Raw genomic sequence first — 26,700 nt, 5'->3', positions numbered from 1 at the left:
GAGTTGGTCAGGAATCTCTTTCGGCGTGCGCACAACCACGCGCACGAGTTCGGTCGGGGTGGCGTCTGATGTCGGCCGTTTCGACAGGTCTTGACACCGTCGCCGGATCGGCCGTCTTCGTCCATCCGCGCGGTCTCTGTGACAGCGACGAGGTCGGCGCCGGGACCCGGGTCTGGGCGTTCGCGCACGTGATGGCCGGGGCCAGAGTCGGCCGCGACTGCAACATCGGCGGCGGCGCGTTCGTCGAGCAGGGCGCCGTGGTCGGCGACCGGGTCACCGTGAAGAACCAGGTGATGATCTTCGACGGCGTCACCGTCGAGGACGACGTGTTCCTCGGTCCCGGAACGATCTTCACCAACGACCTGCGGCCGCGGGCCCGGATCCGGCGGGACTGGCCGGAGCTGCGGCCGACCCTGGTCCGGTCCGGGGCGACGCTCGGCGCGGGCGTGATCGTGGTCTGCGGCATCACCGTGGGCCGGAACGCCTTCGCCGCCGCAGGGGCGGTACTCACTCGGGACGTCGATGATCATGCGCTGCTGGCCGGCAACCCGGCCCGGCGGATCGGCTGGGTCTGCGGCTGCGGGGAACGGCTCGATCCGGCCCTGGCCTGCCCGGACTGCGGGACCCGGCACACGCAGACCGGCCGTGGGCTGGCGGCCGCCGAACCGCGGGTGGGCTAGATGTACGTCACGCTGCGCGAGAACCGTCAGCGCACCGCCGCGACGGCCGCGGACGTGCCGCGCCGGATCCCGGCGACGGTGCTCGGCCTCGGCGTGGTCAGCCTGCTCACCGACATCTCGTCCGAGTCGGTGACCGCCGTGCTGCCGCTCTACCTCACCGTCGTGCTCGGCTTCGGCCCGCTCGCGTACGGGTTCGTGGACGGGATCAACCAGGCGGTGTCGGCGCTGGTCCGGCTGGCCGGCGGCTGGTGGGCGGACACCACCCGGCGGCCGAAGCGGATCGCCGTGCTCGGCTACGGCGGTTCCGCGCTGTCCCGGGTCGGTTTCCTGCTGGTGCAGGGATTCTGGCCGCTGACGGCCATGATCACGCTGGATCGGTTGGGCAAGGGTCTGCGCACCGGTCCGCGGGACGCCATGATCGCCACCGCCTCGGACCCGCGCGCCCTCGGCCGCAACTTCGGGGTGCACCGGGCCCTGGACACCACCGGCGCCCTGATCGGGCCGCTGCTCGCGTTCGCGATCCTCTTCGCCGTCCCGTACGGCCTCGGCGGCTACCGCTCCGTGTTCGCCGTCTCGGCGGCCTTCGCCGTGATCGGCGTCGCCGTGCTGGTGCTGGCCGTCCCGGCCACCCGCTTCCGCCCGGCCGCCGCCCCCGCCGAGCCCACCGTACCCACCGAGCCGGCCGAGCCCGCCGTTGATCGGGCGCGCCCCGGGCGGGCCCGGCGACTGCCGGTGCCGGCCCCGTTGCTGATCGCCGCCGGGCTGCTCGGCCTGGTCACCATCGGCGACGGCTTCCTCTACCTCGCGCTGTCCGAGTCCGGCTCGGTGCCGCCGCAACTGTTCCCCCTGCTGTTCGTCGGGACCAGCGTCACCTATCTCGCCCTGGCGGTCCCGTTCGGCCGGCTGGCCGACCGGTTCGGCCGCTGGAAGCTGTTCCTGGCCGGCCATCTGGTGCTGCTCGTCGGCTACCTGGTCGCCGCGGCCGGGCCGCCCGGACTGCCCGCCGTGGTCGCCGTGGTCGGCCTGCTCGGCGTCTACTACGCGGCCACCGACGGAGTGCTCAGCGCGCTGGCCGCCCAGCTGTCGCCGGAGTCCCGGCGAGCCAGCGGGATCTCGGCCGCCCAGACCGTCGTCGCGGTGTCCCGGTTCGGCAGCGCGGTCGGCTTCGGCCTGCTCTGGCAGCTGACCGGCCAGCAACTCGCCCTGTTCGTCGTCGCCGGCGCTCTGTTGATCATGGTGCCGGTGGCCGGCCGGCTGCTGGCCGCCTCGGTGCGGACCGGGAGCGTCGCGCCATGATCAGCACCGGAGCCCGGATCGGAGCGCTGATCGGGATCAGCGTGCTTCTGCTCGGTGCGGCCGGGCTGTACCTGGTCCGCAACGGGCTCGGCGCACCCGGGCCCAGCTGGGCCGGCCAGCCCGGCGGCGATCCCGGGACCGGGCCGGCGGGCACCGATCCCGCCGGCCTGCTCGCCGCCCCGCACATCGTGTTCCGCTCCGCCGCCCTCGGCGCCGACTACGGCCGGCTCGCCGTGGTCGCCGTCGCCGACCCCGGCGGCCCGCGTTCCGTGCTGGACGTCGACTGCGAGCGCGTCTACGCGACCGCGACCGCCGGCACCTGCGTCGCCGCCCGGCGCGGCATCCCGCCGCGGTACACGCTGGTCCGGCTCGATGATCAGCTCCGGCCGGTCGCGGAACAGGAGCTGGTCGGACTGCCCAGCCGGGCCCGGATGTCCCGGGACGGCTCGCTGGCCGCCACCACCACCTTCGTCACCGGTCATTCCTACGCCGGGTCGTCGTTCTCCACCGAGACGGTGATCTGGCGCGGTGGTCAGCGGGTCGGCAACCTGGAGGAGTTCCGGACCATGATCGACGGGCGACCGTTGACCGCGGTCAACCGGAACTTCTGGGGCGTCACCTTCGCCGCCGACAACGACACCTTCTACGCGACCGCCGCCGTCGGCGACCAGACCTGGTTGGTCCGCGGCTCGCTCACGGAGCGCACCCTGACCTCGCTCCGGGAGAACGTCGAATGCCCGTCCCTGTCGCCCGACGGGCACGCGATCGCGTACAAGAAACGGCTGTCCTCGACCGGCACACCGGTCTGGCGGATCGCCGTTCTCGATCTTGCTTCCGGCACCGAGACCATGATCGCCGACGAACGGTCGGTCGATGATCAGGTCGAGTGGCTGGACGACGACCACCTGCTGTATGCGATCTCCCGACCGGGCAATGAGGCCACGGTCACCGACGTCTGGGTCACCCCGGCCGACGGTTCCGGTACGCCTCGGATCGCCATCCCCGAAGCCGGTTCGCCGGCCGTGGTACGAGGAGGAACTCGGTGAGAACACCGATCAGAACGCACGCCCCGACCCGAGCGACGACCGAGACCCGGGCGCCCGCCGCGCCCGACGCCTCCGCCGAGCACGTGTTGATCATCGTGCAGAACCTACCGGTGCCGCTGGACCGCCGGGTCTGGCTCGAGTGCCAGGCCCTGGTCGCCGCCGGCTATCGGGTCAGCGTGATCTGCCCGAAGGGTCCGGACGACCCGCCCGAACAATGGCTGGACGGGGTGCACCTGTACAAGTACCGGCCCGCCCCGGAGGCCCGCGGTCTGGCCGGCTTCCTACTGGAGTTCAGCTACAGCTGGCTGCGCACGGCCTGGCTGTCCCGGACGGTCTGGCGGCGGCACCGGTTCACCGTGATCCAGGCCTGCAACCCGCCGGACACCTACTGGCTGCTGGCCCGGTTGTGGCGGGTCCGCGGCGTGCTGTTCGTCTTCGATCAGCACGACCTCAACCCGGAGCTGTTCCTGTCCCGCTTCGGCGAACCCGAGTCCGGCCGGGAGCGGGCCGAGCTGGCCGGACTCCGTTGGCTGGAACGGATGACGTACAAGATCGCCGACCGGGTGATCTCCACCAACGAGTCGTACCGCAAGATCGCGATCGACCGCGGCCGGCGGGATCCGGCCGAGGTCACCGTGGTCCGCAGCGGGCCGGACACCCGGGTGATGCGGCCGGTCTATCCGACCCGCCGCCACCGGGACCGCTTCAATCTCGTCTACCTCGGCATCATGGGGCCGCAAGACGGCACCGAGATGATCATCGAGGTGATGGACGACCTGGTCCATCGGCGGGGCCGGCGGGACGTCCACGCCACCCTGCTCGGGTTCGGCGACTGTCTGGCCGACCTGCGCCGGCGGACCACCGAACTGGGCCTGGACGATCACGTCACGTTCACCGGTCGGGCCGACCGGTCCATGATCGCCGAGCACCTCAGCGCCGCCGACGTCGGCCTCAGTCCCGATCTGAAGACGCCGCTGAACGACGTCTCGACGATGAACAAGACGATGGAATACATGGCGTACGCGCTCCCGTCGGTCGCGTTCGACCTGGTCGAGACCCGGGTCTCCGGCGGCGACTCGGTGCGGTACGTGGACTCCGGCGACCGCACCGCCTTCGCCGATCAGATCCTCGTCCTGCTGGACGATCCGGAGCTCCGGGCCGACCTCGGGGTACGGGCCCGGCGGCGGGTCTCGGCCGCACTGGACTGGCGGCCGCAGTCGCTGGCCTACGTCGGCGTCTACGACCGGCTGTTCGGGGTGCACCGGCCGACCACCCACCTCGGCGAGGACCTTCCTCCGGAGCCGGCCTTCGACGAGCAGGGCCGGCGCTACGTCGACCTGACCGACGAGGCCGAGCTGCGGCGGTTCGTCCGGGAACGGACGGCACCATGATCAATCTTCTGGGCATCAACACCGTCGATCCCGCCGACCTCGACCTGATCCGCGACACGGAGCCGACCGACGACGAGTTGATCATGTCCGTGATCGGGTGCGGGTATCTGGGCGCCGTCCATGCGGCGTCGATGGCGGCGCTCGGTCACACCGTGGTCGGCCTGGACGTCGACCAGGCCAAGATCGCCGGGCTCGGCCAGGCCCGGCCGCAGCTGTACGAGCCGCGGCTGGCCGACCTGCTGTCCGACGGTCTCGGCTCGGGCCGGCTGCGCTTCGCCACGGATCCGACCGCGGTCCGTCGGGCGACCGTGCACTTCCTCTGCGTCGGGACGCCGCAGCAGCCGGGTGGGGTGGCGGCCGATCTGCGCCATCTGGAGGCCGCGGTGACCGCCCTGCTGCCGTACCTGAAACCGGGCGATCTCGTGGTGGGCAAGTCGACCGTGCCGGTCGGCACCGCGGCCCGGCTCCGGGCCCGGATCCGGGAGGTCGAGCCGGACGCCGAGCTGGCCTGGAATCCGGAGTTCCTCCGCGAGGGGCATGCGGTGGCCGACACGCTGGCCCCGGACCGGATCGTCTACGGCGTGCCGGACGGGCCGACCGGAACCGCCGCGGCCGATCTGCTGAACCGGATCTACGCCAAGGCGGTCGCCGACGGTACGCCCGTGATCATCACCGACTACCCGACCGCCGAGCTGACCAAGGCGGCGGCCAACGCGTTCCTGGCGACCAAGATCAGCTTCATCAACGCGATGGCCGACCTCTGCGACGCGACCGGCGGCGACGTGGTGCAGCTGGCCGACGCGCTCGGCCACGACCGGCGGATCGGCCGCCAGTTCCTCGGCGCCGGCCTCGGCTTCGGCGGCGGCTGCCTACCCAAGGACATCCGGGCCTTCCTGGCCCGGGCCGAGGAGCTCGGCGCCGGGTCCTCACTCGCCTTCCTGCGCGAGGTCGACGCGATCAACCTGCGCCGCCGGGCCAGGCTGGTCGAGCTCGCCCTGGACGCGTGCGACGGGCTGCCGGGCGGCCGGCGGATCGCCGTGCTCGGCGCGGCGTTCAAGCCGGGCAGCGACGACATCCGGGACTCACCGGCCCTGGACGTCGCGGAGCGGCTGGCCTCGTTCGGCGCGGACGTGGTGATCACCGACCCACGGGCCGCGGACCGGGTCGCCGAGAGCCGGCCTCAGCTCACCGTGGCCCGTTCGCTCGAGGAGGCGGTCAGCGGCGCCGAGTTGATCCTGCTGCTGACCGAATGGCCGGAGTACGTCGAGCTGAACCCGGTCGCGCTGCGCGAGTTCGTCGACCGCACGGTGATCATCGACGGCCGCAACGCGCTCGACCCGGATCGCTGGCGAGCCGCCGGCTGGACCTACCGCGGCCTCGGACGGGCCGGATCATGATCACCGGACTGCCGCTGAGCCGGCTGCACCAGCTGGTCGAGTACACCGCCGCCGCGGTGCCGGACCGGGCCGCGCTGACGTACGGCGTGGAGACGCTGGACTACGCGGAGCTGTGGCGGCGGATCGCCGCGGCCGGCGACCTGCTGGTCCGGCTCGGCCTGCAGCCGGGCGACCGGGTCGCCGTGTTCGCCGAGAAGCGGCTCGAGACGGTGACGGCGATCTTCGGCAGCTCGGTCGCCGGCGGTGTCTTCGTCCCGGTCAATCCGGTGCTCCGCGCGGCCCAGGTCGGGCACATCCTGACCGATTGCTCGGCCCGCTTCCTGATCACCACCGCGGAGCGGCTCGGCGCGTTGTGGCCGACGCTGACCTCCTCGGCGGTGGAGCACGTGATCGTCATCGGCGCCTCGGACTCGCCGGGTTCGGCCGACGCCGGCGGACCCGCGCGGCACGACTGGACGACGTCCATGATCACGGATCCGGCCGGCGCGACGAGACCCGGTGTCGATCTTGACCCGGCGGCCATCCTCTACACGTCCGGCAGCACCGGGCTGCCGAAGGGCGTGGTGCTGAGCCACCGCAACCTGATCGCCGGCGCGGAGAGCGTGGCCGGCTACCTCGGCCATGATCACCACGATGTGATCCTGGCCGTGCTGCCCCTCGGCTTCGACGCCGGCTTCAGCCAGCTGACCACCGCGTTCCGGTCCGGAGCCCAGGTGGTGCTGTTGAACTACCTGCTGCCCGGGGATGTGCCGCGGCTCTGCGAACGGCACGGCGTCACCGGGCTGACCTGTGTGCCGCCGCTCTGGCTGCAGCTGGCCCGGCTGGACTGGCCGGACGCCGCCCGGCAGCGGCTGCGCTACTTCGCCAACACCGGCGGCCGGATGCCGCGCAGCACGCTGACCCGGTTGCGGGAGCTGTTCCCGGTCGCACTGCCCTACCTCATGTACGGACTGACGGAGGCCTTCCGCTCCACGTACCTCGATCCGGCCCAGGTGGATCTCCGCCCGGATTCGATCGGGAAGGCCATCCCCAACGCGGAGATTCTCGTGGTCCGTCCGGACGGGTCCCGTTGTGAACCGGGAGAGGAAGGCGAGCTGGTGCATCGGGGGAGCCTGGTCGCCCTCGGCTACTGGAACGATCCCGTCCGGACGAGTGAACGCTTCCGCCCGGTCCCGGGCCCGACCGCGAGCTGGCGCCAGCCGGAACTCGCGGTCTGGTCCGGGGACCGGGTGGTCGCCGACGCCGACGGCTACCTCTACTTCGTCGGCCGGACCGACGAGATGATCAAGACCTCCGGCTACCGGGTCAGCCCGACCGAGGTGGAGGAGGCCGCCTACGCCACCGGGATGGTCCGCGACGCGGTCGCGCTCGGCGTGCCGGACGACCGGCTCGGCCAGCGGATCGTCCTGCTGGCCACGGAGAACGGCCATCCGCTGACGACCTCGACACTGCTCGCCGAGCTGCGCCGGGAGCTGCCGCATTTCCAGGTGCCGTCCGAGGTGATCGTCCGGGAGGAGTTGCCGCGCTCGGCGAACGGCAAGTACGACCGGGCCCTGTTACGGACGGAGTTCGGATGACCACCAGCGAGTTGATCATCGGGTCCGGACCGGTCGGCTTCGGTACGGTCGCGGGCGAGCTCGCCGTCGGCGGGATCGGCCTGACTCGGCTGGCCGCCCGGATCGGCAGCACGCCGTTCTTCGCCTACGACCGTTCCTTGATCACCGAACGGGTGGAACTGCTCCGGCAGGCGTTGCCGCCGGCGATCCGGCTGCACTACGCGGTCAAGGCCAACCCCATGCCGGCCGTGGTGCAGCACCTGGCCGGCCTGGTCGACGGCCTCGACGTCGCATCCGCCGGCGAACTGGCCGTGGCGTTGGACACCGGCATCCGCCCGGACCGGATCGGCTTCGCCGGACCGGGCAAGGCGCCGGCCGAGATCGAACGGGCGGTGGCCGCCGGGATCACCCTGGAGCTGGAGTCGGAGACCGAGGCACGCCGGGTCGCCGAGGCGGGCCTCCGGCTGGGCTGCCGGCCGCGGGTCGCGGTCCGGGTCAATCCCGACTTCGCCGTTCGCGGCTCCGGGATGCGGATGGGCGGCGGGCCGCAACAGTTCGGCGTCGACGCGGAGCGGGTGCCGGAACTGCTCCGGTTGATCACCGCCCTCGACCTCGACCTGATCGGCTTCCACGTGTTCGCCGGGTCGCAGAATCTGCAGGCCGACATCCTCTGCGAGGCGCAGCGCCGCACCGTCGAGTTGATCATCACGCTCGCCGAGCACGCGGCGACGCCGGTCCGCTATCTCAACCTGGGCGGGGGTTTCGGGATTCCGTACACGGAACGGGACCGGCCGCTGGACCTGGCCCCGGTCGCCGCGAACCTCGCCGCGTTGATCGACGGACCGATCGCCTCCCGCTTGCCGGAGGCCCGCCCGGTGCTCGAGCTGGGCCGCTACCTGGTCGGCGAGAGCGGCGTGTACGTGACCCGGGTGCTGGACCGCAAGCAGTCCCGCGGCGAGCAGTTCCTGGTCGTCGACGGCGGGATGCACCACCAGCTGGCCGCGTCCGGCAATCTCGGCCAGGTGATCCGGCGGAACTACCCGGTCGCCGTCGGGAACAAGATCACCGAGCCACCGGCCGAGCTGAGCACGGTGGTCGGCCGGCTCTGCACCCCGCTCGACCTGCTGGCCGACAAGGTGGCGCTGCCGGCCACGGCGGTCGGCGACCTGTTCGTGATCTTCCAGGCCGGTGCGTACGGCCTCACCGCGAGCCCGACCGGCTTCCTCGGCCACCCGGCGCCCGCCGAGGCCTTGATCTGAAAGGAAACGATGACCATCACCTCCACCACCCTGTCCCGGGTCCAGGCGATCCTCGCCGAGACGCTCGGCCTGCCCGACGGCGGCCGTTCGCTGGCCCCGGAGACGCCGCTCTACGGCGCCCTGCCGGAACTGGACTCGCTCGCCGTCCTCGATCTGCTGGCCGGACTCGAGTCCGAGTTCGGCTTCATGATCGACGATCACGAGTTCGGCAGCGAGCTGTTCACCTCGGTCGGCACCCTGGTCGCGTTCGTCGATCAGAAGCTCGCCGGCGTGGGCTGAGCTCGAGTCGGACACCGTCGATGATCAAGACCAGACCTGCCGCGCCGCCGCGGCCGTTCGTCTCGCGGCGCACGCTCTTCGCCGCGGGTTTCGTGGTGGCGATCATGGTCGCTGCGGGAGTCGGTTACGGCGTCGGTCGGCTGCAGTCTCTCGCGCCCGGCGCCGTCGACACCCCGGGCACCGCCGCCGGTTCGCCGACGGAGACGCCACCCGCGCCGACCCCGGCGACTCCAGCCACGCCGGCGGAAACCGCCGAGCCGCGGGGAGCCGACAACACCGGGGTGCCGGCCGGGACGGAGCTCACCGCCTACACCGGCCCGATGACGATCACGGAGAACGGGACGGTCATCGACGGCAAGACCCTGGACGGCGCTCTCGTCATCCAGGCCGCCGACGTCACCGTACGCAATTCGGTGATCAACGGCACCATCGCCACCGACGAGAACTCGACCGGCTTCTCGTTCACCATCGTCGATTCCGAGGTCCGGGTCGGCAACCGGGCCGGGACCGGCATCGGCGCCGTGAATTTCACGGTGCTGCGGGTCGAGGTGACGGGCGGCAACCGGTCGATGAACTGCTGGAAGAACTGCGACATCCGGGACTCCTACGTCCACGACCAGTTCGCCGACCGCTCCGGCGTGGCGCACGAGTCCGGCATCCGGATGGGCGCCGGCGGCAAGATCATCGGCAACACGATCATCTGCGACGCCCCCGAGTTCCCACCCGACGCCGGCTGCTCGGCCAGTCTCACCGGGTACGGCGACTTCGCGGCGGTCCAGGACATGGAAGTCCGGGGCAACCTGATCGGCGCGACCACCGGCGGCTTCTGCGCCTACGGCGGCAGCTCGGGCGGGAAGCCGTACTCGAGCGGCGCGCGGGACATCCGGTTCATCGACAACGTCTTCGAACGCGGCACCCGCGGCAAGTGCGGCTTCTGGGGCGCCGTGACCGACTTCGACCAGACCGCTCCCGGCAACGTCTGGCAGGGCAACCGTTGGGACGACGGCACCCCGCTCCCGCCGTCGGACTGATCCCGGTCGGCGACTGACCACGTGAACGTCCGGACGGAGGCACGATGAAGGCTCTACTCGCGGTGACGGTCGGTTCCGGCCCGGGCGAAACGTCGACGATCGATGAACCGACCATGATCAAGGCGGCCGGCTGCCTGCGCGACAACGCCCGGGCCGAACCGGTGCTTCGGCACACCGATGACGGCTGGATCGCCTTCGCCGGGCCGGATCCGGGCGACGTGACCGACCCGGCCGGCGGAATCACGGTGCGAATCGGTCGGGCGACCCGAACCCGTACCGGCGACGTCGCGACGGCCGACCTGCCGGCGATGATCACCGACGGGGCCGCGCTGACGACCTTCCTGCCGCCGTTCGCCGTCGCGCACCGCCGGACACCCAACGCGCCGCTCACGGTCGCCGGCGACTGGCTCGGTTTCCACCAGCTCTACTGGTGGCGCGGAACGGGAGTGGCGGCTGTCTCGACGAGCGCCCGCGCCCTGTCGATCCTGGCCGGCGGCGGGCTCGATCCGGCCGGCCTCGGAGCCCAGGCCCTGATCGGCTGGCAGGTCGGCGACGCCACCCTCTTCGAGGGCGTTCACACCTTCGCTCCGGCGACGATCGCGACGCTGCATCGGGGCAGGCTCGAGCTGCGCCGCTACGCCGAGCCACCGGCCCGGCCCGAGACCGTACCGACGCTCGACGACGCCGTCGCGGAGATGGCCGAACTCCTCCGCCGCTGGCAGTCGACCTACCTCGATGATCATCAGGACGCCTGGCTGCAACTCACCGGTGGCCACGACTCCCGGATCCTGCTCGCCGCGATCCCGGAGCGGCAGCGGACCGGGCTCCGCGCCCTGACGGTCGGCGACCCGGACAACCCCGACGTCATGATCGCCGCCCAGTTGGCCGAACGGTTCGGCATGGTCCACCAGGTGTACCGGCCCAGCGAGCAGCGCCCACTGGCCCCGGACGAGGCCCACGCCCTGGCGTTGACCGCGGCCCGGGAGCTGGAGTGCTCGGCCAGCCCACTGGCACTGGCGCCGCTGTTGCTCGCGGAGTCCCAGCTGGTGCAGGGTCACCGGCTCGCCGGTCTGGGCGGCGAGGTCGCGCGCGGCTTCTACTACGCCGGGCAGCCGACCCACGCCAGCACGTCGCCGCAGCTGATCGATCGGCTGGCCCGGTGGCGGCTCTTCAGCAACGAGGCCGTCGAGGCGGACGCGCTCGAGCCGGCCTTCCTCGATCAGGCCCGGTCCATCACCCTCGCCACGCTGCACGGCCTCTTCGGGGCCGGCGATTGGCTTCGGGCCACCGACGACTTCTATCTGATGCAGCGGATGCACCGCTGGGCCGGCGTGCACGGGACCGTGGCCGCAGTACGGCGGCACTACATCAACCCGATGTTCGACCGGCGTTTCGTCGAGCTGGCCCTCGCGGTCGGGCCCGGCGACAAGCGCGACTCGCTGCTGCTCGGCCGCTTGATGCGGCGGCTCGACCCGGAGCTCGCCCGGATCCCGCTCGACTCCGGCCTGGTGCCGGCCAGGCTCGGTACGCGCTCGGTGTTCACCCGGCTGTCGACCGGTACGGTGACCGCGCGCAAGCTGGTGCGGAAGGTGCACCAGCGCGCGACCCATGGCCGGCGCGCGCAGTTCGGCGTGGCGGAGGCCGCCGCACTCGTGGTCGCGCACTGGCGGGCCGAGCCGGCGGCCTGCAGTGCGCTCTACGAGGTGCCGATGCTGCGGACCGCGTGGCTGGACGGAGTGCTCGCGGGGAGCACGCCCGTCCAGCCGACCACGGTCGCCTTCTTGATCAACGTGCTGGCGGCCACGGAGAGCCGCCGGCTCGAGTCGGCGAACCGGAGGGTCAGTTCGACGACTTGAGTGTGGCTCCGTCGTCCCAGCGGTTGCCCTGCCAGACGTTGCCGGGCGCGTTCGGGTCGAAGGCGGTGATCGCGCCCCAGAAGCCGCACTTGCCGGTCTTGCCCCGCTCGAACACGTTGTCGATGAACCGGATGTCCCGGGCTCCGGTCGAGAACGGTTTGCCGGCCGAGCTACCGCCGTAGGCGCAGTAGCCGCCGGTGGTGGCTCCCATCAGGTTGCCCCGGATCTCCATGTCCCGGACCGCCGCGAAGTCGCCGTACCCGGTCAGGCTGGCCGAGCAGCCGGCGTCCGGCGGGACGTCGGGGGCATCGCAGACGATCGTGTTGCCGATGATCTTGCCGCCGGCGCCCATCCGGATGCCGGACTCGTGAGCGACCCCGGTGACGTCCTTGAACTGGCCGTGCACGTAGGAGTCACGGATGTCGCAGTTCTTCCAGCAGTTCATCGACCGGTTCCCGCCGGTGACTTCGACCCGGAGCACGGTGAAGTTGGTGGCTCCGATGCCGGTGCCCTCACGGTTGCCGACCCGGACCTCGGAATCGACGATGGTGAACGAGAAGCCGGTCGAGTTCTCGTCGGTGGCGATGGTGCCGTTGATCACCGAGTTGCGCACGGTGACGTTCGCCGCCCGAATGGTCAGCGAGCCGTCGACGGTCTTGCCGTCGATGACCGTACCGTCCTGGGTGATCGTCTTCGGACCGGTGTAGGGCTGCAGATTCGTCCCGGCCGGTACGCCGGTGTTGTCCGCGTTCGGGAACTCACCGTCGTCGGTCGGGGGTTCGGACGGCGCCGGAGTCGGGGTGGGCTTCGGCGTCGGCGTGGGCTCCGGAGTCGGCGTCGGCTCCGGCTTCGGGGTCGGCTTGGGCGAGGGAGTCGGGTTCGGCGGCGTCGGCTTCGCGGCGCGGATCAGCGGCTGCACGCCGGACTCGGTCCGGTCGGCGCCGACAGTCTTCCAGTCGCCGCGCAGGCGTAGTACTGCGGCCGCGTCCTTGAGCTTGCCGGTGTCCAACCGACCATGATCGAACAGCGCCATGACGGCGCTCTGTTCCGCGTCGGTACGGTAGCCGGCGCGGATCGTGGCCAGGAAGGTCTGGCCGGCCCGAACCTTGACGGCCCGGTCGAACCGCGCGTACTGCCATCCGGACCCGGTGGCCTTGAACTCGACCCTGGCCAGTGGCTTGCCGGCCTCGTCGCGGAGGGTGCCGCGCCTGGTCGAGGTCTCCTCGCCGCGGAGGTAGCGCAGCCCGACGATCGAGCCGTCGCCGGACACGGTGAACCGGAGCCCGAGCTCGACGTACTTGTGGCGGCGGTCCGTACGGTCACGGCCGGAATGGGACCACGCGGAGCGGTCCTGGTCGGCGCTCGGCCGATCGGTCCGCCGATGGTCCGGCGCCTGCCGATCGGTCCGGTCCCGGTCGGTTGCGCCTGGCAGCCGTTGCGCCGGGCGCTCGCCCGTGGCCGCTGCATCGGCGACGGCCGGTTCGGCGGTCCGGTCGCCGGGAACGGCGGCGACGGTGCTGGTGATGAGAAGAACCGTGCTGGCACCGAACAGAGCGGCGATCGCCAGCAGGGAACGGAATGAGCGAAGTTTCCTGACGAAGCGTGCAGAGCGGATCTGCATGAGGCCTTCCCCTTCTTCGACAGCATGCAGCACCGCCGGAGCGACCCCCGGATCGACACCCAAGCTGTCAGTTGTGAAGCCCCCACAACTGGATCAACGAGCCCCGGTCCCGAACGGCTCGCACGCTCGGCACCGGAATATAACGGCACGATAACGGCACCCGCTGCGCTTGGCAACCGCGGCTCACCACGGCACGCAGGTCAGCTCGCTGTAGAGGTAGTCCACCTGCTCGGTGGTCAGGTGGTCCGACCGGAACATCTTGCGCCGGGTCGCCGGCAGATCGACCGCTCCCGGCGGCCGGCCGACCAGGCGCACCTCGGCCAGCGTTGCGATCAGCCGGTCCCGCCGGAGCAGGTAGGCCCGCAGGTCGGGCAGCGCCCGCCGCAGCAGCTCCGGCCGGCTGGCGTACAGGAGCGAAGCGAAGGCCGAGATTCCCTTGCGGCGATCCTTCCGGTAGATCACCAGGCAGCTCTCGCCCGCGTGGGTGATCAGGACCTGCCGGGCGGCCAGGCAGCCGCGGTGATCACGGTAGTACCGGAGCTCGTCGCCGGTCAGGGCCGCGGTCAGCGCGACCGGCTCGGCGGTGATCGCGATCGAGCGGTTCGCCCGCCAGGGCGTGTTCGGCAGCAGCACCGACCGGGTGTCGAACTCGGTGAACTTCAGTCGCTGGTTGACCGCGATCACCGAACCACTCGGCGACAGGTCGGTGAACGTGTAGCCGGGTTGGGCCAGGGCCGACCGCAGCAGCCGTACGCCGTGCAGCCGGAAGTCGTCCAGGACGCACCAGGCGGCGAGGTTGCAGAACCGTTCGGTCCGGCCCATGATCATCCGCTCGGAGTAGATCGCGAGCTGGACGCCGACCACCCGCCCCGAGTCGGCGAGCAGGAATCCGTGATTGGGCGCGGTGACCGGCCAGGGCGGCACGATCGCGGTAGCCCAGGTCTCGGCGGAGAGCCGACTGTTCAGCTCCGCGGAGAGGAACCGTGCGACCTGCTCCACATCCTCCGCGGTGATCGGTCGGACCTCGAGTCCGGCGCCCTCGGCCACGCTTCGACGATACGTCGATCGTCCAGTCCTGGCAGGGATTCCGTGATTTTCGACCACGCCGCCGAGGACGGCACTATCGTGGTCTCGACGGTGCGTCGCGCTACTCGGGGGAGGGCCGATGACGACGACGGAGACCTTGATCAGCATCATCGTCGCGGCCCATGACGAGGCCGCGGTGATCGGCGCCTGCCTGGCCGCGATCGAGGCGCAGCAGGACGCCCCGCCGTACGAGATCATCGTCGCGGCGAACGGCTGCCATGACGACACCGCCGAGGTGGCCCGTCGCCACCGCGGCGTGACGGTGCTGGACCTGCCGCAGCCCGGGAAGACCGGCGCGCTGAACGCCGCCGACCGAGCGGCCCGCGGCTTCCGCCGGGTCTACCTCGATGCCGACATCCTGCTTCCGCCGGACTATCTGGCCCAGCTGGACCGCGCGTTGCCACCGCACGGGCCGCCGCGGGCCGCGGTGCCGCACCGACGGCTCGAGCTGGCCGGCCGGCCATGGGCGGTCCGGTCCTATTTCGCCATCAATCAAAGACTTCCCGTGTATCACCGCGGGCTCTTCGGGCGCGGTGTGATCGCGCTGTCCGGTCGCGGCCGGACCCGGTTCGAGCGGTTCCCGGACGTCATCGCCGACGACCTCTTCCTCGATTCGATCTTCGACGACAGCGAGAAGCTGCGCCTGGACACCGTCGTCGAGGTGGCCACCCCACTGCGGACCGGCCAGCTGATCCGTCGGCTGTCCCGGGTCCGCCGCGGCAACAACGATCTCCGCCAGTCGGGCCGCGATGATCAACTGGCAGTGGCGGTACGGCCGGCGGACCGCTGGGCGTGGCTGCGCGAGGTGGTGCTGCCGGAACCGCGGCTGGCGCCGGCCGGAGCGGTCTATGCGGCGGTCACCGTGATCGCCGCCGTGCTGGCCCGGCGCGCGGCGCCCGGCACAGCCTGGAGCAGTGGGAGTCGATCATGATCATCAACCTCTGTTTCCACGGCATCGGCGCGCCGCAGCGCGAGCTGGAACCGGACGAGGCCGGTTACTGGATCGAGCCGGACCTGTACGAGGATGTCCTTGATCGTTTCGGCTCCCGGCCGGACGTCCGGCTCAGCTTCGACGACGGCAACGCCTCCGACCTGCAGCTCGGGCTGCCCGCCCTGCTCCGCCGCGGCCTGACCGCGGCCTTCTTCCCGCTGGCCGGCCGGCTGGACCGGGCCGGCAGCCTGAGCCGGGCCGACGTGCGCGAGCTGGGCCGGGTCGGGATGACGATCGGCACCCACGGCCTGGCCCACCGGCCCTGGCGCGGGCTCGATGATCAGGACCTGGACCGGGAGTTGATCTTGGCCCGGGCCGAGCTGGCCGACGCGGCCGGGCGCCAGATCGCGCAGGCCGCGCTGCCGCTCGGCCGCTACGACCGACGGGTCCTCGGCCGGCTCCGTACCCTCGGCTATCGCCGGGTCTTCAGCAGCGACCGGGCGCCGGCCACGCCGGGCAGCTGGCTGCAGCCGCGCTACAGCGTGCGGACCGGCGACACCGTCGGCTCCTTGGAGCGCGAACTCCTCGGCCCACGAACGCTGAGGCAGCGGGCTCGATATCGCGCAGCCTCGTTGTACAAGAGCCTGCGACCAGGCATCGGCCGAGCGGTGACTCCCGTCGTCTGATTTCGCGTTTGGCCCAGCGAGCGAAATTTCAAGGATAGGCTCCGCCTATGGGGGTAGATCGGGGATATCTGCCACCGCTCGACGGGGTCCGGGCTCTCGCTGTGGTGGCGGTCGTGTTGTTTCATACGCTCGTGCCATGGTTTCCGGGCGGGGGCGTCGGCGTCGACGTGTTCTTTGTTCTGAGCGGCTTTCTCATCACCCGGATTCTCGTGGCCGAACTCGACCGTACCGGCCGGATTTCGTTCCGAAACTTCTACCTGCGTCGGGCCCTGCGGTTACTGCCGGCGCTCTTCGCCCTCGCCATTCCGTTGACCGTCGCGTACCTGGTGCTTCTCGACGGAGAAGACCGGAGGGAAAGCCTGTTCGCCGTGTTCGCCGCGGTGGCGTACATCTCTTCGCCCGTGATGGCTGCGGGTCACCACCTCGGACCGCTCACGCACACCTGGTCACTGGCGGTCGAGGAGTACTTCTACATGGTCTGGCCGCTGGTGCTGCTGCTGGTGACGGTCAGGGCGAGGCGCTTCCGACTTCCGATCATCGCGGCCGTTGCGGCGGTCGCCGTGATCTATCGACTCGGCGTGACCCTGGGCGGCTGGTCGATCGAGCGGGTCTACTACGGTGCCGACACCCGGGCCTCGACGCTCCTGATCGGCTGCGTGCTGGCGCTGGTGCTGGCTCGGTATCGAGTGCCGGTGCGGGAAAGGTACGCCCTGCCCGCGGTGGCGTTCCTGGCTCTGTTCGTCGTGCTGCCGGACACCTTGACCACACCGTTCTATCGTTACGGCGGCTTCCTGGCCGTGGCCGTCGCGTCGACCGTCCTCATCGCGATTCTGGTTCAGAGCCCACAGGGACCGACGGCACGAGTTCTCGGCGCCAGGCCACTGGTGTGGATCGGGAAACGCTCGTACGGCATCTATCTCTGGAATCCACCCCTCTCCGCCTTGGCCGGCTTTGCGTTACCCCAGTGGATACCCGTCATTCCCGTCGTGCTCGTCCTGAGTTTCCTGGTTCCGGCACTGTCCTACCGCGTGGTCGAAATGCCGTTTCTACGACTCAAGACGCGGTTTCCGACAAAGGCGGCTCAGCTTTCACCGCGATGATCGACTTGATCAGCCCGGCCATCCGCTCGTGCAGGATTTCCGATTCCGGGAGATAGTGCCGCAATTCCGTGATCCCGATCAGCTCGGTCCACAGCACCGAGGATCGCGCTTCCTCGACGGACGTCGACCGTGTGTGCGTGAACGGCCACCGGAGTTCGATCTTGGTCTTGGCGGCGACGGGGAGGAACTGCATGCCCGGGAACAGCCAGTGCGGTTCCACCGGGAAATAGCGATAGGGCGTCTGCACCCAGTGGTACGGCGCAAGCTCGCGGATCGCCATGGCAAGTCGCTGCCGGTTGGCGTGGCCACCGACGTGTTCGATCAGCGAGTTGGAGAAGACAAGATCGAAACGGGTCTGGCCGACGGCGTCCTCCAGCACCCGGACCGCATCGCAGGCGTCGCCGGTCACTGCGGTGATCCGATCAGTGCTCTCGCCCGGTTCGGTGAGGTTCACGACCGTGACGTGGGCGGGCTGCAGGGGCGACCGGAGCCAGGATTCGGCGGTCCCGCCGAGGTCGACCACCCGCAGTTCCTCGATCGTGGGGAACCGTTGCCGGAAGAGCTCCCAGCGCCGGTTCCGGGCCTTGGCACCGAGCGACGTCGGTGCATCGACGAAAGCGTTGCGGAGCATGCTGGCGATGGACATGATCAAATCTCCCCGAGTGGTGATGCCATGGTCGATCCGGCCATGGAGCTCGAGCCGGCGCGAACCGTGGTCGCGGCCAACATCCGCGGGATCGACCGCGGATCGATCAGCCGGCGCAGGGCGGCCCGGCTGGTCCGCCAGCCCAGGACGGCGCGGCTCGCCTCACGCAGCAGGATCGCCAGCCAGAAGAGGATCGCCCGCGGCAGCCCGTTGCGGCGCCGGAAGAGCCGCACCCGGTTCAGCACCAGCAGCGACCAGAGCGCCGGATTCTGCCCGGAGCCGCCCTCCAGGTGGACGGCCTCGGCGGCCGGAACGTACCGGGTGGCGAATCCATGATCACGAGCACGGAGGTCGAACTCGGTCTCCTCGGAGTAGAGGAAGAACGACTCGTCCCAGGATCCGCAGGTTCGAAGGCACTCGGCGCTGATCAACTGGGTCGAACCCTCGGCCCAGTCAAGATCAACCGTCCGCTGGTAGCGCGCCGGATCGCTGACCACCTCACCGAACCGCACCGTGCGGCCGGCTCGTTCGGCGCCGATGAGGGCATCGGCGAAGGCCCGGGCCAGGGTCGGTTCCCGCCGCTGGGACAAGATCAACTTCCCGGCCGCGTCGATCAGTCGAGGCACCGCGATCCCGACTCGGGGCTCCCGCAGGGCGCGCAGCAGGGTCGCCAGGCAACCGGGCTTCAGCCGCACGTCCGGATTGAGCACCAGCGCGGCGGTGTAGGGACCGGCGGCTGCGAGAGCGGCGTTCACGCCGGCCGCATAACCGGCGTTCCGGCCGACCTGAACCAGCGTGGCTTCAGGTGCCAGCCGTCGCACCGTTTCCACCGATTCGTCGGAGGACGCGTTGTCCGCGACGACGAGCCGCCAGGCCACGCCGCTCGCTCCGTCGGGAAGCGAAGCGATCAAGCCCGGTAGCTGGGCGGCGCTGTTGTAGGTGACGACGCAGATGGCCACCTGCTCGGCGGAGGGATCGGTCATGTCCGGGACTCCACTTCCACGCCGCGGGCCGGCGGCGTGATCACGGTCGGTCGGGTCGTCAGGTCGCCCGGCCGACGGGTCAGGTTGACCGCGGCGCCGGCCAGGCCGAACAGTAGGAAGCCGAGGCCGGTGGCGATCGGGAAGCCCCAGGCGTCGAAAGTCCCGTAGCTCAGCACGATCCCGCAGATCGCACCGGCCACGGCCAGCCCCAGATGCCGCAGTGCCGGATCGGCGGTCCGATGCCGGGCCAGCAGCGCACTGCCGAGCGCCGAGCCGAAGGCGATCACCAGGGCGATCAGCCCGAACAGACCCAGCTCGATCAGGACCATCAGCAGCTGGTTGTCCAGGATCCGGTAGTAGCGCGGGACGAACGTGAACAGGCCGCGGCCGAACCACGGATTCTCCGCGTACAGCGCCAGCACCACGGCGTAGTCGTCGGTCCTGCCGGAGACGCTGGGGTCGTTCAGCAGGTTGGTGAACAACGACCGGATCGTGCCGATCAGGCCGGGGGCCAGCAGCCGCATCCCGACCGCGGCGAACGGCAGGATCACCAGCGCCCGGAGCCGCCACCGCCAGGACCAGCCGAGGAACATCACCAACCCGGCCACCCCGGCAGCCAGGACGGCCGACCGGGACACCGACATCGGCAGCGCGACCCCGATCAAGATCGTCGGCACCCAGCGGAGGAACCGGCTGCCCGTCGGTGATCGTGGAAACAGGCTCCGGTGTAGGGCCAGCGGCAGCAGTCCGGCCATCACGACCCCGAACTCGATCGGGTGCGTCGCCGTGGCCACGACCCGGTTCACCACCGACCGGGAATCGACCGCCCCGAAGTCGGAGTTCGCGGTCAGACCGGGCAGCTGGAACAGGCCGGCGATGTCGTACCCGCTGAAGTACTGCACGATGCCGAGCACTGCGACGAAGGCGCCGAACCGGACCAGCCAGCGCAGCACCAGGTCGAGGTCGGCCCGCGACCGCAGCCCGTCCGCGCAGATCAACAGGATCCCGAGCCAGCCGGCGAACGTGATCAGGCCACGGTCGGCGGCCGAGATCATCATCGAGGTGATCTCGCCGACCGACGACGGCAGCAGGGTCCAGTCCTCGTCGGTGGACTGGCGAATGCTCGGCGGCGCGTACCAGCCGGTGAGGTGTCCGGCGGCATAGCCGGCCAGGACGGACAACGTCAACAGACCGAAGCCGACGCGCAGGGCGGTCGGCCCCCGGACCGGGTTGCGCCCGCGCAGGGTGATCAAGGTCCACCAGATCAGCGCGCAGATTCCCCACAGCAGGGCAGGCGAGCCGACGGAGCCCAAGGGCTTGATCACCAGTTGCGCCGGGATCAACAGCAGCAGGGCCGCGTACCCCACCACGAAGATCACCGCGGGCAGCGCGTCCCCGGGCGTGCTGATCCGGACCAGCCAGGTCCGGAACCGGGACCGCGCCCGGGCGACCATGATCATCACCTTCGGCCGGCGGTGACCGATTCGGCCGGGTCCGGCTCGTCGGCGGTGGGTCCGGACGCGTCGCGGTCCGCGGCGATCGAGGTCGGCCCCTCGACATGATCGGGGCGTGGAAGGACCTGCGGCCCCGGCTCAGGGAGCGATGACTCCGAGGGAGCTTCCCGCTCCGGTTCCGGCTCCGCCTCAACGGTCGGCCGCGCGCGGCTGGGCCGCGGGCGCGACCGGAGCCTGGCGGCGATCCGGTCCCAGACCACCACGACCAGCAGCAGTGCCAGCAGGCCCGCAGCGCCGACCGCGGCGACGGCCCGGGTGCGATCGCCCGTCAGAGCCTCCGCCTCGTTGAACGTACTGTTGGTGCGCGTGTGGATGAACTGCCGCTTCGGCGCGTTCTCCTCGGTCTGGATCCGATCCAGCTCCGCCTGCAACCGGCGGATCACCTCGTCCCGGGTGCCGATGGCCTGCTGCGGATCCGGCCCCTCGGTCGTGATCACCAGCAGCGGTCCGGTGTTCGGGGTCAACGCGATCGAGTACTGCGCCGTATGACCGGCCTCCTCCAGCGCACGCTGGGACTCGGGCGCGTTCATCGTCGACGCGATCAGGGCGGCGGTCGTGGCCAGCCCCGGATCGAGATTGAGGTACGGATTGATCGGCTTGTCACCCCCGGCCTGCGGCGGCAGCAGGAGGAGCAACTGACCGGTGGCCTGGTAACTGACCGGCGCCTTGAGAAAGACCGCACCGGCTCCCCCGGCCACCAGCAGCAGCCCGACGAGCAGGACGTACCACCGGCGGCGCAGTACGCCCAGAAGGTCGGACAGGTACAGACCCGTCACCGCACGATCAGGAGACGAGTTGTCGGCCATAGACTTCCTCCTCCACCACTCGGACAAGATCGGCTTGGGCCGGCCCCCAACCTCGGCGGACCGACGCCGCCGCGGCGACCGGACGGCCCGGATCGCTGTCGGTGACGATCATGGACAGTGCATCGGCGATCGCGGCCGGGGTCGGACTCGACCAACGGGCATGATCATTGACCAGGTCGGCCCGAGCCCGCGGGCTGTCGTTGATCACCGGGATCGTGCCGGCGGCCAGCATCTCCTCGGCCACCAGCGAGATGTTGGTGAAGGAGAGGGCCAGTCCCGCGATGCAGGTGTTGTACAAGGAGTTCAGCTCGTCCGGGGTCAGCCGGCCGTGCCGGATCGCCTGGAACGGCAGCGAGCGCGGCGCGTCGCCGTAGACATGGATCGGCACCTCCCGGTGCCGACGCTGGAACTCCGCCAGGGCGAGGCTGCCCAGCCAGTAGCCGCGGCGAGCCGCACCGGGCCGGGCATACCAGACGATCCCGGTCCGCGGCCCGGTCGGCGCCAGCCGGTAGACGTCGGTGTCGCAGCCGAACTGCGTCACGTCCGGCTCGATCCCGACCTCGGTCCGCAGCGCCGTCGCCACCATGTCGCCCAGCGCGATGCACCGGAACCCGAAGCGATACGAGTCCTCGGCCAGGGCGTACTCCGGGCCGTGCGGGAAGAAGTACGGCTCGTAGTCCTGGACGAAATAGAGCCGGCGCATCGGCCCGACGCCGTACCGGGCCAGCGCGTGCGCCGACTCCCAGCCGGTCGCGACCGCCGCGTCGACCCCGGTGATGCCGTCCGCCGCGTGCCGGACCTCGGCCTGGACCGCCGGCCAGCCCCGCCGGACGATCAGCCGGTGCTGGTCCAGGTCTCCGCCCCAGCGGTCGTCGAGGAAGAGGACGCACCGATGACCGGCCGCCTCGAGCGCGGTGATCATCCGGAACATCGTCGTGTGCCCGCCCGAACCCAGCGCCGGCGGATCCGCCACCCAACCGACGCGGAGCGGCCGACCCCGGGCGGGCGCTGTCGTCGGCACCGGCAGCCGCAAGGTCCGGGAGTCGGCGATGCCGTCGGTCAGCAGGGGCGGTTCGCTCGACCCGGCCCCGATCTGCCGGTACGCGAAGCGCACCAGGCGATCGGCCGCGGCCGAGACACCGCCTCGGCGGACGGCTCGCACGCCCTTGCCGGCGAGCATGATCATCCGCTGGGCGGCGTCGGGCAGCCGCGGCCGGGCCGTCATCGGAGTGCCTTGATCAACACGTCGACCACCCGCTCCTGCTGGGCAGCGGTGATCCCCGGGAAGATCGGCAGCGACAGGATCCGTTCCGCGGCGGCCTCCGCCTCCGGGTAGCGCTCGCCGACGAACCGGTCCGCGAAGGCCTTGATCCGGTGGATCGGCGCCGGATAGTGGATGCCGGCCCCGATGCCTGCGCCGGCCAACTCGGCCAGCACCCGGTCCCGCTCCGGTACCTCGATCACGAACAGGTGCCAGACGTGATCATTGCCGGGCGCGACCTCGGGCAACTCCACCTCCGGGTGTTCGGACAGCAGTTCCCGATAGCGGGCGGCGGCAGCCTGGCGCTGCTCGTTCCAGCCGCGCAGCCGGCGCAGCTTGACCGACAGGACCGCGGCCTGGATCGAGTCGAGCCGGGAGTTCCGGCCGAGTTGATCATGTTGGTAGCGATCGACGCCGCCATGGTTCCGCAGCGCCCGCAGGCCGCTGTCCAGGTCCGGCCGGTTCGTGGTGACGGCGCCGGCATCCCCGTACGCGCCGAGGTTCTTGCCCGGGTAGAAGCTCGTCGCGGCCGCGGCCCCGAACGAGCCGGCCGGGCGGCCGAGCCGGGCGGCGCCCTGCGACTGGGCGGCGTCCTCGAACAACAGCACATCGTCCGGCACGGCTGCGCGCAGGGTGCCGAAGTCGGCCACCTGGCCGTACAGGTCGACGCCGATCAGGGCCCGGGTGCGCCGGGTCAGCCGCGTCACCACCTGGTACGGATCGATCAGGTGATCGGACCGGCAGTCCGCGAGCACGACCGTCGCGCCGACCTGGACCACCGCCTCCGCCGTCGCGACGAACGTGTTCGCGGGGATGATCACCTCGTCCCCCGGGCCGATCCCGGCGGCCCGGAGCGCCAACTCGATCGCGTCGGTCCCGTTGCCGACGCCGACGCAGTGCCTGGTCCCGCAGAACGCCGCGTACTCCTGTTCGAACCGGGCCACCTCGGGCCCGAGCACGAAGGCGTTGCTGGCCAGGACCGCCGCCAGCCGGTCGGCGACCTCGGCTGCGATCTCGCCGTGGGTCAGGGCCAAGTCGAGGAACGGGACCGGCTGGTCCGGGTCGAGACGGGCCGCCGGATCGTCGAGCGGAATGTCCAGAGTCATGATCGAACGCCTTCCAGGGAACGGATCCGCCGCAGCCACCACCGGTGCAGCGGTACGACATAGAGACCTGCGGCCACGACGGCTCCGAGGGCGAGGGCGGCCAGGTCGGGCAGGCCGAGCCGGGCCAGACCGAGCAGCGCGGCCACCGTCGGGATGATCACCAGCAACGGAGCCCGGCAGGACCGCAGGACCGCGGCCGCCGGCACGCCGACCCGGTGCAGGCAGAACAGATAGGCCGGCAGCACGAAGCCGAGCCCGATCACCAGGTGCGCCAGCCCCGCCCCGGCCAGGCCGAGCCAGGAAACGCCGGCGATCATGCCGGGCACCATGATCAACAGCCAGCCCACCTGGACCAGCAGCACCGGCCGGGTCGCGCCGAGCGAGATCAGGTAGGTCGCGAACAGGTCGAACAGCACCCGGACCGCTCCGAACAACGCCAGCCCGGCCAGCGCGACGGCGGCCGGCCGCCAGCGATCCCCGTAGAGCAGGCCGATCGCCGGCTGGGCCAGGGTCGCCAGCCCGACACCGACCAGCAGTGCGACCGCCCAGACCGGACCCGTCGCGGTGGCCAACGCCCGGCCCTGCTCGGCCCGTGTCTCCAGTCTGGCGAACGCGGGCAGGGCCACCACCCGGATCGACTGGCCGATCGCGGTCATCGGCCAGGACGAGACGTTGAAGGCGAGCACGTACAGTCCGAGCTCGTACGGGCTGAGCACCCGCGCCACGATCAGGTTGTCCAGGCTGATCAACAACCAGGACAGCAGATTGGCGAACGCCAGCGGCAGGCAGAAGGCGGCCGACTCGGCGGCGAGGCGGCGGTCGAACCCGAACCGGGGCCGCAGGCGGGTCGCCAGATACAGGCCGAGCACGGTCACCACCTGGGTGACCACCTGGCCGATCGCCAGCGCCATCGGACCGTGGCCGAACAGCGCGAGCACGGTCAGGGTCGCCGACGAGCAGACCAGGGCGGTCCCGTTGATCAAGAACAGGGTGCCCTGCCGGAACGCCCGCTGCAGCAGGGCTGCCGGGACGATCCCGAAGCCGAACAGGGCCAGGGCCAGGGCCATCACCATGATCACCGGCGCGGAGTCCGGCGACCGGAACGCGGCCGCCAGCGGCCCGGCGAGCAGGGCCATGCCGGCGGCCAGGGCCCCGCTGGTGAGCAGGCCCAGGGTGGCGACGGTCGGGATCCGGCGCTCCGGGTCCCGAGCCCGGACCAGGTCCGAGCCGAGGCCGAACTCGGCCAGGGTGCCGAGCACACTCCACACGGTGAGCGCGACCGCGAACACGCCGAACTGGTCCGGCGCGATCAGCCGGGCGACGATCAGGCTCACCGCGAAGTTGCCGATCCGGAGCACCAGGTTGCTGACCGTGCTCCAGCCCAGGCCGCGCCGCACCGAGACGTGCCCTGAGCCTGTCGAAGGGTCCCGAGGGGGCTTCGACAGGCTCAGCCCGCGTTGCCCGGTCATGTCCCGTACCGCCGCTCGTGTCGCCACCACAGATGATGACCGACCCGGGACGCGAACCGGCGGGCCGGCGCGGCCGGGAGCGAACGCCGGCTCAGTGGCCCGAGCTGGCAGAGCCGCCAGAGCACGTCGGTCCTGATCTCCGGGTACGTCTCCGTCGCGTACTCCAGATGCTCCTCGATCAGGGCCCGGTCGCCATGATCTCGATGCGCCCGCAGCGCCAGCCGGAGCGACTCCCGGGCCAGCGCCCGCAGCGCCAGCGGCCGCTGCGCGGTCACGTCGGGCCGGTTGACCGCATGCTCGTCGAACAGCAACTCGAAGGTGCGGCGCCGTTCCCGGAGATCGGTGATCATGCCGGCGTAGGTGGTCAGGTGCATGTTGGCGTCGTGCACCCGGTAGAGCGCCTGGGCCGGGCCGTTCACCCGCCCGATGTCCCACCACAGCGCGGTCCGCAGCCACAGGTCGAGATCGCCGGAGTGCGGCAGCCGCGGATCGTAGGAGCCGACCTGGTCCAGCGCCGCCCGCCGCATCACCACCTCGGGCGAGGAGATGAAGCACCGGGCCTTCCGGACCGACAGATCCAGCCAGGTCGAGGCGCGCCAGCGGCTCCAGTTCCGGACCTTGGTCGAGGTCTGCGGCGGCTCGCCGCTGAACGACCGCGCGTACCCGTACACGAGGCCGACGGTGGGTTGCGCCTCCAGCAGCGCCACGGCCCGGGTCAGCGCGCCCGGCGGCAGCAGGTCGTCGGCCGACAGCAGCACCACGTACTCGCCGTCCACCTCCGCCAGGCCGTCGTTGTAGGTCTGAATGTGGCCCTGGTTGACGGTGTGGCGGAGCACCCGGACCCGCGACTCGCCGGAGGCCAGGGCCGCGGCGACGTCGCCGCTGCCGTCGGGCGACGCGTCGTCCACGATCAGCACGTCCAGGTCGATCCCGGGCTGTTGCCCCAGCAGCCCGGTGACCAACTCCGGCAGATAGCGGCCGTAGTTGTAGCAGGGCACGACCACGCTGACCCGGGGCCGTCGGGTCAGCGGCTGTGGACGGAGGAAGGTCACCACGGCCGGTCCTCTCCGGACAGCGGACGGGCCGGCACGCCGGCCCACACCTGTCCGGCCGGTACGTCCCGGACGGCGGCGGCCCCCATCCCGAGAACGGCGCCCGCGCCGATCGTCCGGCCCTCCCGGACCGAGGCGTTCATCCCGACGTAGGCGGCCGGTTCGATCCGGACCTGGCCACCGAGCGAGACCCCGGCACACAGCGTCGCGTAGTCGCCGACACTGTCGTCGTGGGTCAGGGTGACCCGCGGCATGATCACGACGTGCCGGCCGACCTCCACGTCGGCGGTCAACACGGTGCCGGTCAGGACGATGCTGCCCGCACCGATCCGGCAGCTCTCCGGCACCCGGACGGTACGGTCCACCACGGTGACGTAGCGTTCGGCGTCGACCCCGCGGGCCTCCAGCCGCTCCACCAGCGTCCGCCGGTCGCCGCCCCGTCCGGCCGCGATGATCACCGCCGCGTCCGGGTGATCGCTGATCTGGGCCGGCCGCCCGATCACCGGAACGCCGTGGATCACCTTGCCGGCCAGGGCCGGGTCGTCGTCCAGGATGCCGAGCGGCCGCAGCCGGCCGGACGCCCGGAGCACCATGATCAGTTCCCGGGCCAGCCCGCTGGCGGCCACGATGATCAGTTCCCGCATCGGC

24 protein-coding genes are annotated in these 26,700 nt (G+C 71.1%); 13 read left to right on the top strand and 11 right to left on the bottom strand.

What is annotated here, in order from left to right; genetic code table 11:
- Window positions 1-68: 68 nt before the first annotated feature.
- Genes AC6CCG_RS00585 through AC6CCG_RS00540 form a run of 10 tightly spaced genes read left to right on the top strand, consistent with a single transcriptional unit; the run spans window position 69 to window position 11,791 of the window.
- Complete coding sequence (locus AC6CCG_RS00585) at window positions 69-680, top strand: acyltransferase (protein WP_496652488.1); 612 nt, start codon at window positions 69-71, stop codon at window positions 678-680.
- Entirely contained in the window at window positions 681-1,976 is a 1,296-nt protein-coding gene (locus tag AC6CCG_RS00580) for an MFS transporter (RefSeq protein WP_496652487.1), read from the top strand.
- Entirely contained in the window at window positions 1,973-3,022 is a 1,050-nt protein-coding gene (locus AC6CCG_RS00575) for a TolB family protein (RefSeq protein ID WP_496652486.1), read from the top strand. Before AC6CCG_RS00580 ends, AC6CCG_RS00575 begins: the two co-directional genes overlap by 4 nt.
- Complete coding sequence (locus tag AC6CCG_RS00570; RefSeq protein WP_496652485.1) at window positions 3,019-4,413, top strand: glycosyltransferase family 4 protein; 1,395 nt, start codon at window positions 3,019-3,021, stop codon at window positions 4,411-4,413. The genes AC6CCG_RS00575 and AC6CCG_RS00570 overlap by 4 nt, the downstream gene beginning before the upstream one ends.
- Window positions 4,410-5,810: a UDP-glucose dehydrogenase family protein gene (locus AC6CCG_RS00565; protein ID WP_496652484.1), complete on the top strand. Its 1,401-nt coding sequence runs from the start codon at window positions 4,410-4,412 to the stop codon at window positions 5,808-5,810. The genes AC6CCG_RS00570 and AC6CCG_RS00565 overlap by 4 nt, the downstream gene beginning before the upstream one ends.
- Entirely contained in the window at window positions 5,807-7,387 is a 1,581-nt protein-coding gene (locus tag AC6CCG_RS00560; RefSeq protein ID WP_496652483.1) for an acyl-CoA ligase (AMP-forming), exosortase A system-associated, read from the top strand. The genes AC6CCG_RS00565 and AC6CCG_RS00560 overlap by 4 nt, the downstream gene beginning before the upstream one ends.
- Window positions 7,384-8,625, top strand: coding sequence for a pyridoxal-dependent decarboxylase, exosortase A system-associated (locus AC6CCG_RS00555; RefSeq protein ID WP_496652482.1), 1,242 nt, complete (start codon window positions 7,384-7,386; stop codon window positions 8,623-8,625). Before AC6CCG_RS00560 ends, AC6CCG_RS00555 begins: the two co-directional genes overlap by 4 nt.
- A 9-nt stretch (window positions 8,626-8,634) precedes the next feature.
- Window positions 8,635-8,904, top strand: coding sequence for an acyl carrier protein (locus AC6CCG_RS00550; protein ID WP_496652481.1), 270 nt, complete (start codon window positions 8,635-8,637; stop codon window positions 8,902-8,904).
- Between the two features lie 20 nt (window positions 8,905-8,924).
- The gene (locus AC6CCG_RS00545; protein WP_496652480.1) at window positions 8,925-9,935 is read left to right on the top strand and encodes a hypothetical protein; all 1,011 of its coding nucleotides are present in this window, start codon (window positions 8,925-8,927) and stop codon (window positions 9,933-9,935) included.
- Between the two features lie 44 nt (window positions 9,936-9,979).
- Window positions 9,980-11,791, top strand: a complete 1,812-nt coding sequence (locus AC6CCG_RS00540; RefSeq protein WP_496652479.1) for a hypothetical protein — start codon at window positions 9,980-9,982, stop codon at window positions 11,789-11,791.
- Here the strand turns inward: AC6CCG_RS00540 and AC6CCG_RS00535 are convergent.
- The gene (locus AC6CCG_RS00535; RefSeq protein WP_496652478.1) at window positions 11,775-13,412 is read right to left on the bottom strand and encodes a DUF4082 domain-containing protein; all 1,638 of its coding nucleotides are present in this window, start codon (window positions 13,410-13,412) and stop codon (window positions 11,775-11,777) included. The two genes, AC6CCG_RS00540 and AC6CCG_RS00535, sit on opposite strands and share 17 nt — an antisense overlap.
- Before the next feature lie 183 nt (window positions 13,413-13,595).
- Window positions 13,596-14,459: a hypothetical protein gene (locus AC6CCG_RS00530; RefSeq protein ID WP_496652477.1), complete on the bottom strand. Its 864-nt coding sequence runs from the start codon at window positions 14,457-14,459 to the stop codon at window positions 13,596-13,598.
- Between the two features lie 118 nt (window positions 14,460-14,577).
- Here AC6CCG_RS00530 and AC6CCG_RS00525 point away from each other — a divergent pair, with 118 nt between their 5' ends.
- The 3 genes from AC6CCG_RS00525 to AC6CCG_RS00515 are packed head-to-tail and all read left to right on the top strand — an operon-like array spanning window position 14,578 to window position 17,215.
- The gene (locus AC6CCG_RS00525) at window positions 14,578-15,429 is read left to right on the top strand and encodes a glycosyltransferase family 2 protein (RefSeq protein WP_496652476.1); all 852 of its coding nucleotides are present in this window, start codon (window positions 14,578-14,580) and stop codon (window positions 15,427-15,429) included.
- Window positions 15,426-16,115, top strand: coding sequence for a polysaccharide deacetylase family protein (locus AC6CCG_RS00520; protein WP_496652475.1), 690 nt, complete (start codon window positions 15,426-15,428; stop codon window positions 16,113-16,115). Before AC6CCG_RS00525 ends, AC6CCG_RS00520 begins: the two co-directional genes overlap by 4 nt.
- 47 nt (window positions 16,116-16,162) lie before the next feature.
- On the top strand, window positions 16,163-17,215 hold the full coding sequence (locus AC6CCG_RS00515) for an acyltransferase family protein (protein ID WP_496652474.1): 1,053 nt from the start codon (window positions 16,163-16,165) through the stop codon (window positions 17,213-17,215).
- Here AC6CCG_RS00515 and AC6CCG_RS00510 read toward each other — a convergent pair.
- The 9 genes from AC6CCG_RS00510 to AC6CCG_RS00470 are packed head-to-tail and all read right to left on the bottom strand — an operon-like array spanning window position 17,169 to window position 26,696.
- A complete protein-coding gene (locus tag AC6CCG_RS00510; protein ID WP_496652473.1) occupies window positions 17,169-17,861 on the bottom strand; it encodes a hypothetical protein in 693 nt (230 codons plus the stop codon). The two genes, AC6CCG_RS00515 and AC6CCG_RS00510, sit on opposite strands and share 47 nt — an antisense overlap.
- Window positions 17,862-17,863: 2 nt before the next feature.
- The gene (locus AC6CCG_RS00505; RefSeq protein WP_496652472.1) at window positions 17,864-18,844 is read right to left on the bottom strand and encodes a glycosyltransferase; all 981 of its coding nucleotides are present in this window, start codon (window positions 18,842-18,844) and stop codon (window positions 17,864-17,866) included.
- Window positions 18,841-20,304: an O-antigen ligase family protein gene (locus tag AC6CCG_RS00500; RefSeq protein ID WP_496652471.1), complete on the bottom strand. Its 1,464-nt coding sequence runs from the start codon at window positions 20,302-20,304 to the stop codon at window positions 18,841-18,843. Before AC6CCG_RS00500 ends, AC6CCG_RS00505 begins: the two co-directional genes overlap by 4 nt.
- Window positions 20,304-21,164: a hypothetical protein gene (locus AC6CCG_RS00495; protein ID WP_496652470.1), complete on the bottom strand. Its 861-nt coding sequence runs from the start codon at window positions 21,162-21,164 to the stop codon at window positions 20,304-20,306. Before AC6CCG_RS00495 ends, AC6CCG_RS00500 begins: the two co-directional genes overlap by 1 nt.
- Window positions 21,142-22,389 (bottom strand): rhamnosyltransferase WsaF family glycosyltransferase, encoded by a 1,248-nt coding sequence (locus AC6CCG_RS00490; protein ID WP_496652469.1) that lies wholly within the window; start codon window positions 22,387-22,389, stop codon window positions 21,142-21,144. The genes AC6CCG_RS00495 and AC6CCG_RS00490 overlap by 23 nt, the downstream gene beginning before the upstream one ends.
- Entirely contained in the window at window positions 22,386-23,531 is a 1,146-nt protein-coding gene (locus AC6CCG_RS00485; RefSeq protein ID WP_496652468.1) for a DegT/DnrJ/EryC1/StrS family aminotransferase, read from the bottom strand. The genes AC6CCG_RS00490 and AC6CCG_RS00485 overlap by 4 nt, the downstream gene beginning before the upstream one ends.
- Window positions 23,528-25,000 (bottom strand): oligosaccharide flippase family protein, encoded by a 1,473-nt coding sequence (locus AC6CCG_RS00480; protein ID WP_496652467.1) that lies wholly within the window; start codon window positions 24,998-25,000, stop codon window positions 23,528-23,530. Before AC6CCG_RS00480 ends, AC6CCG_RS00485 begins: the two co-directional genes overlap by 4 nt.
- Window positions 24,997-26,055 carry a glycosyltransferase family 2 protein gene (locus AC6CCG_RS00475; protein WP_496652466.1) on the bottom strand — a complete coding sequence of 353 codons (1,059 nt, stop codon included), beginning with the start codon at window positions 26,053-26,055 and terminating at the stop codon, window positions 24,997-24,999. The genes AC6CCG_RS00480 and AC6CCG_RS00475 overlap by 4 nt, the downstream gene beginning before the upstream one ends.
- Window positions 26,049-26,696 (bottom strand): NeuD/PglB/VioB family sugar acetyltransferase, encoded by a 648-nt coding sequence (locus tag AC6CCG_RS00470; protein ID WP_496652465.1) that lies wholly within the window; start codon window positions 26,694-26,696, stop codon window positions 26,049-26,051. The genes AC6CCG_RS00475 and AC6CCG_RS00470 overlap by 7 nt, the downstream gene beginning before the upstream one ends.
- Window positions 26,697-26,700: the final 4 nt, after the last annotated feature.

Source organism: Microlunatus sp. YIM B11417, from assembly GCF_059617205.1.
Note: the sequence above shows the minus strand (reverse complement) of the source record. Positions and strands in the feature narration are given on the sequence as shown.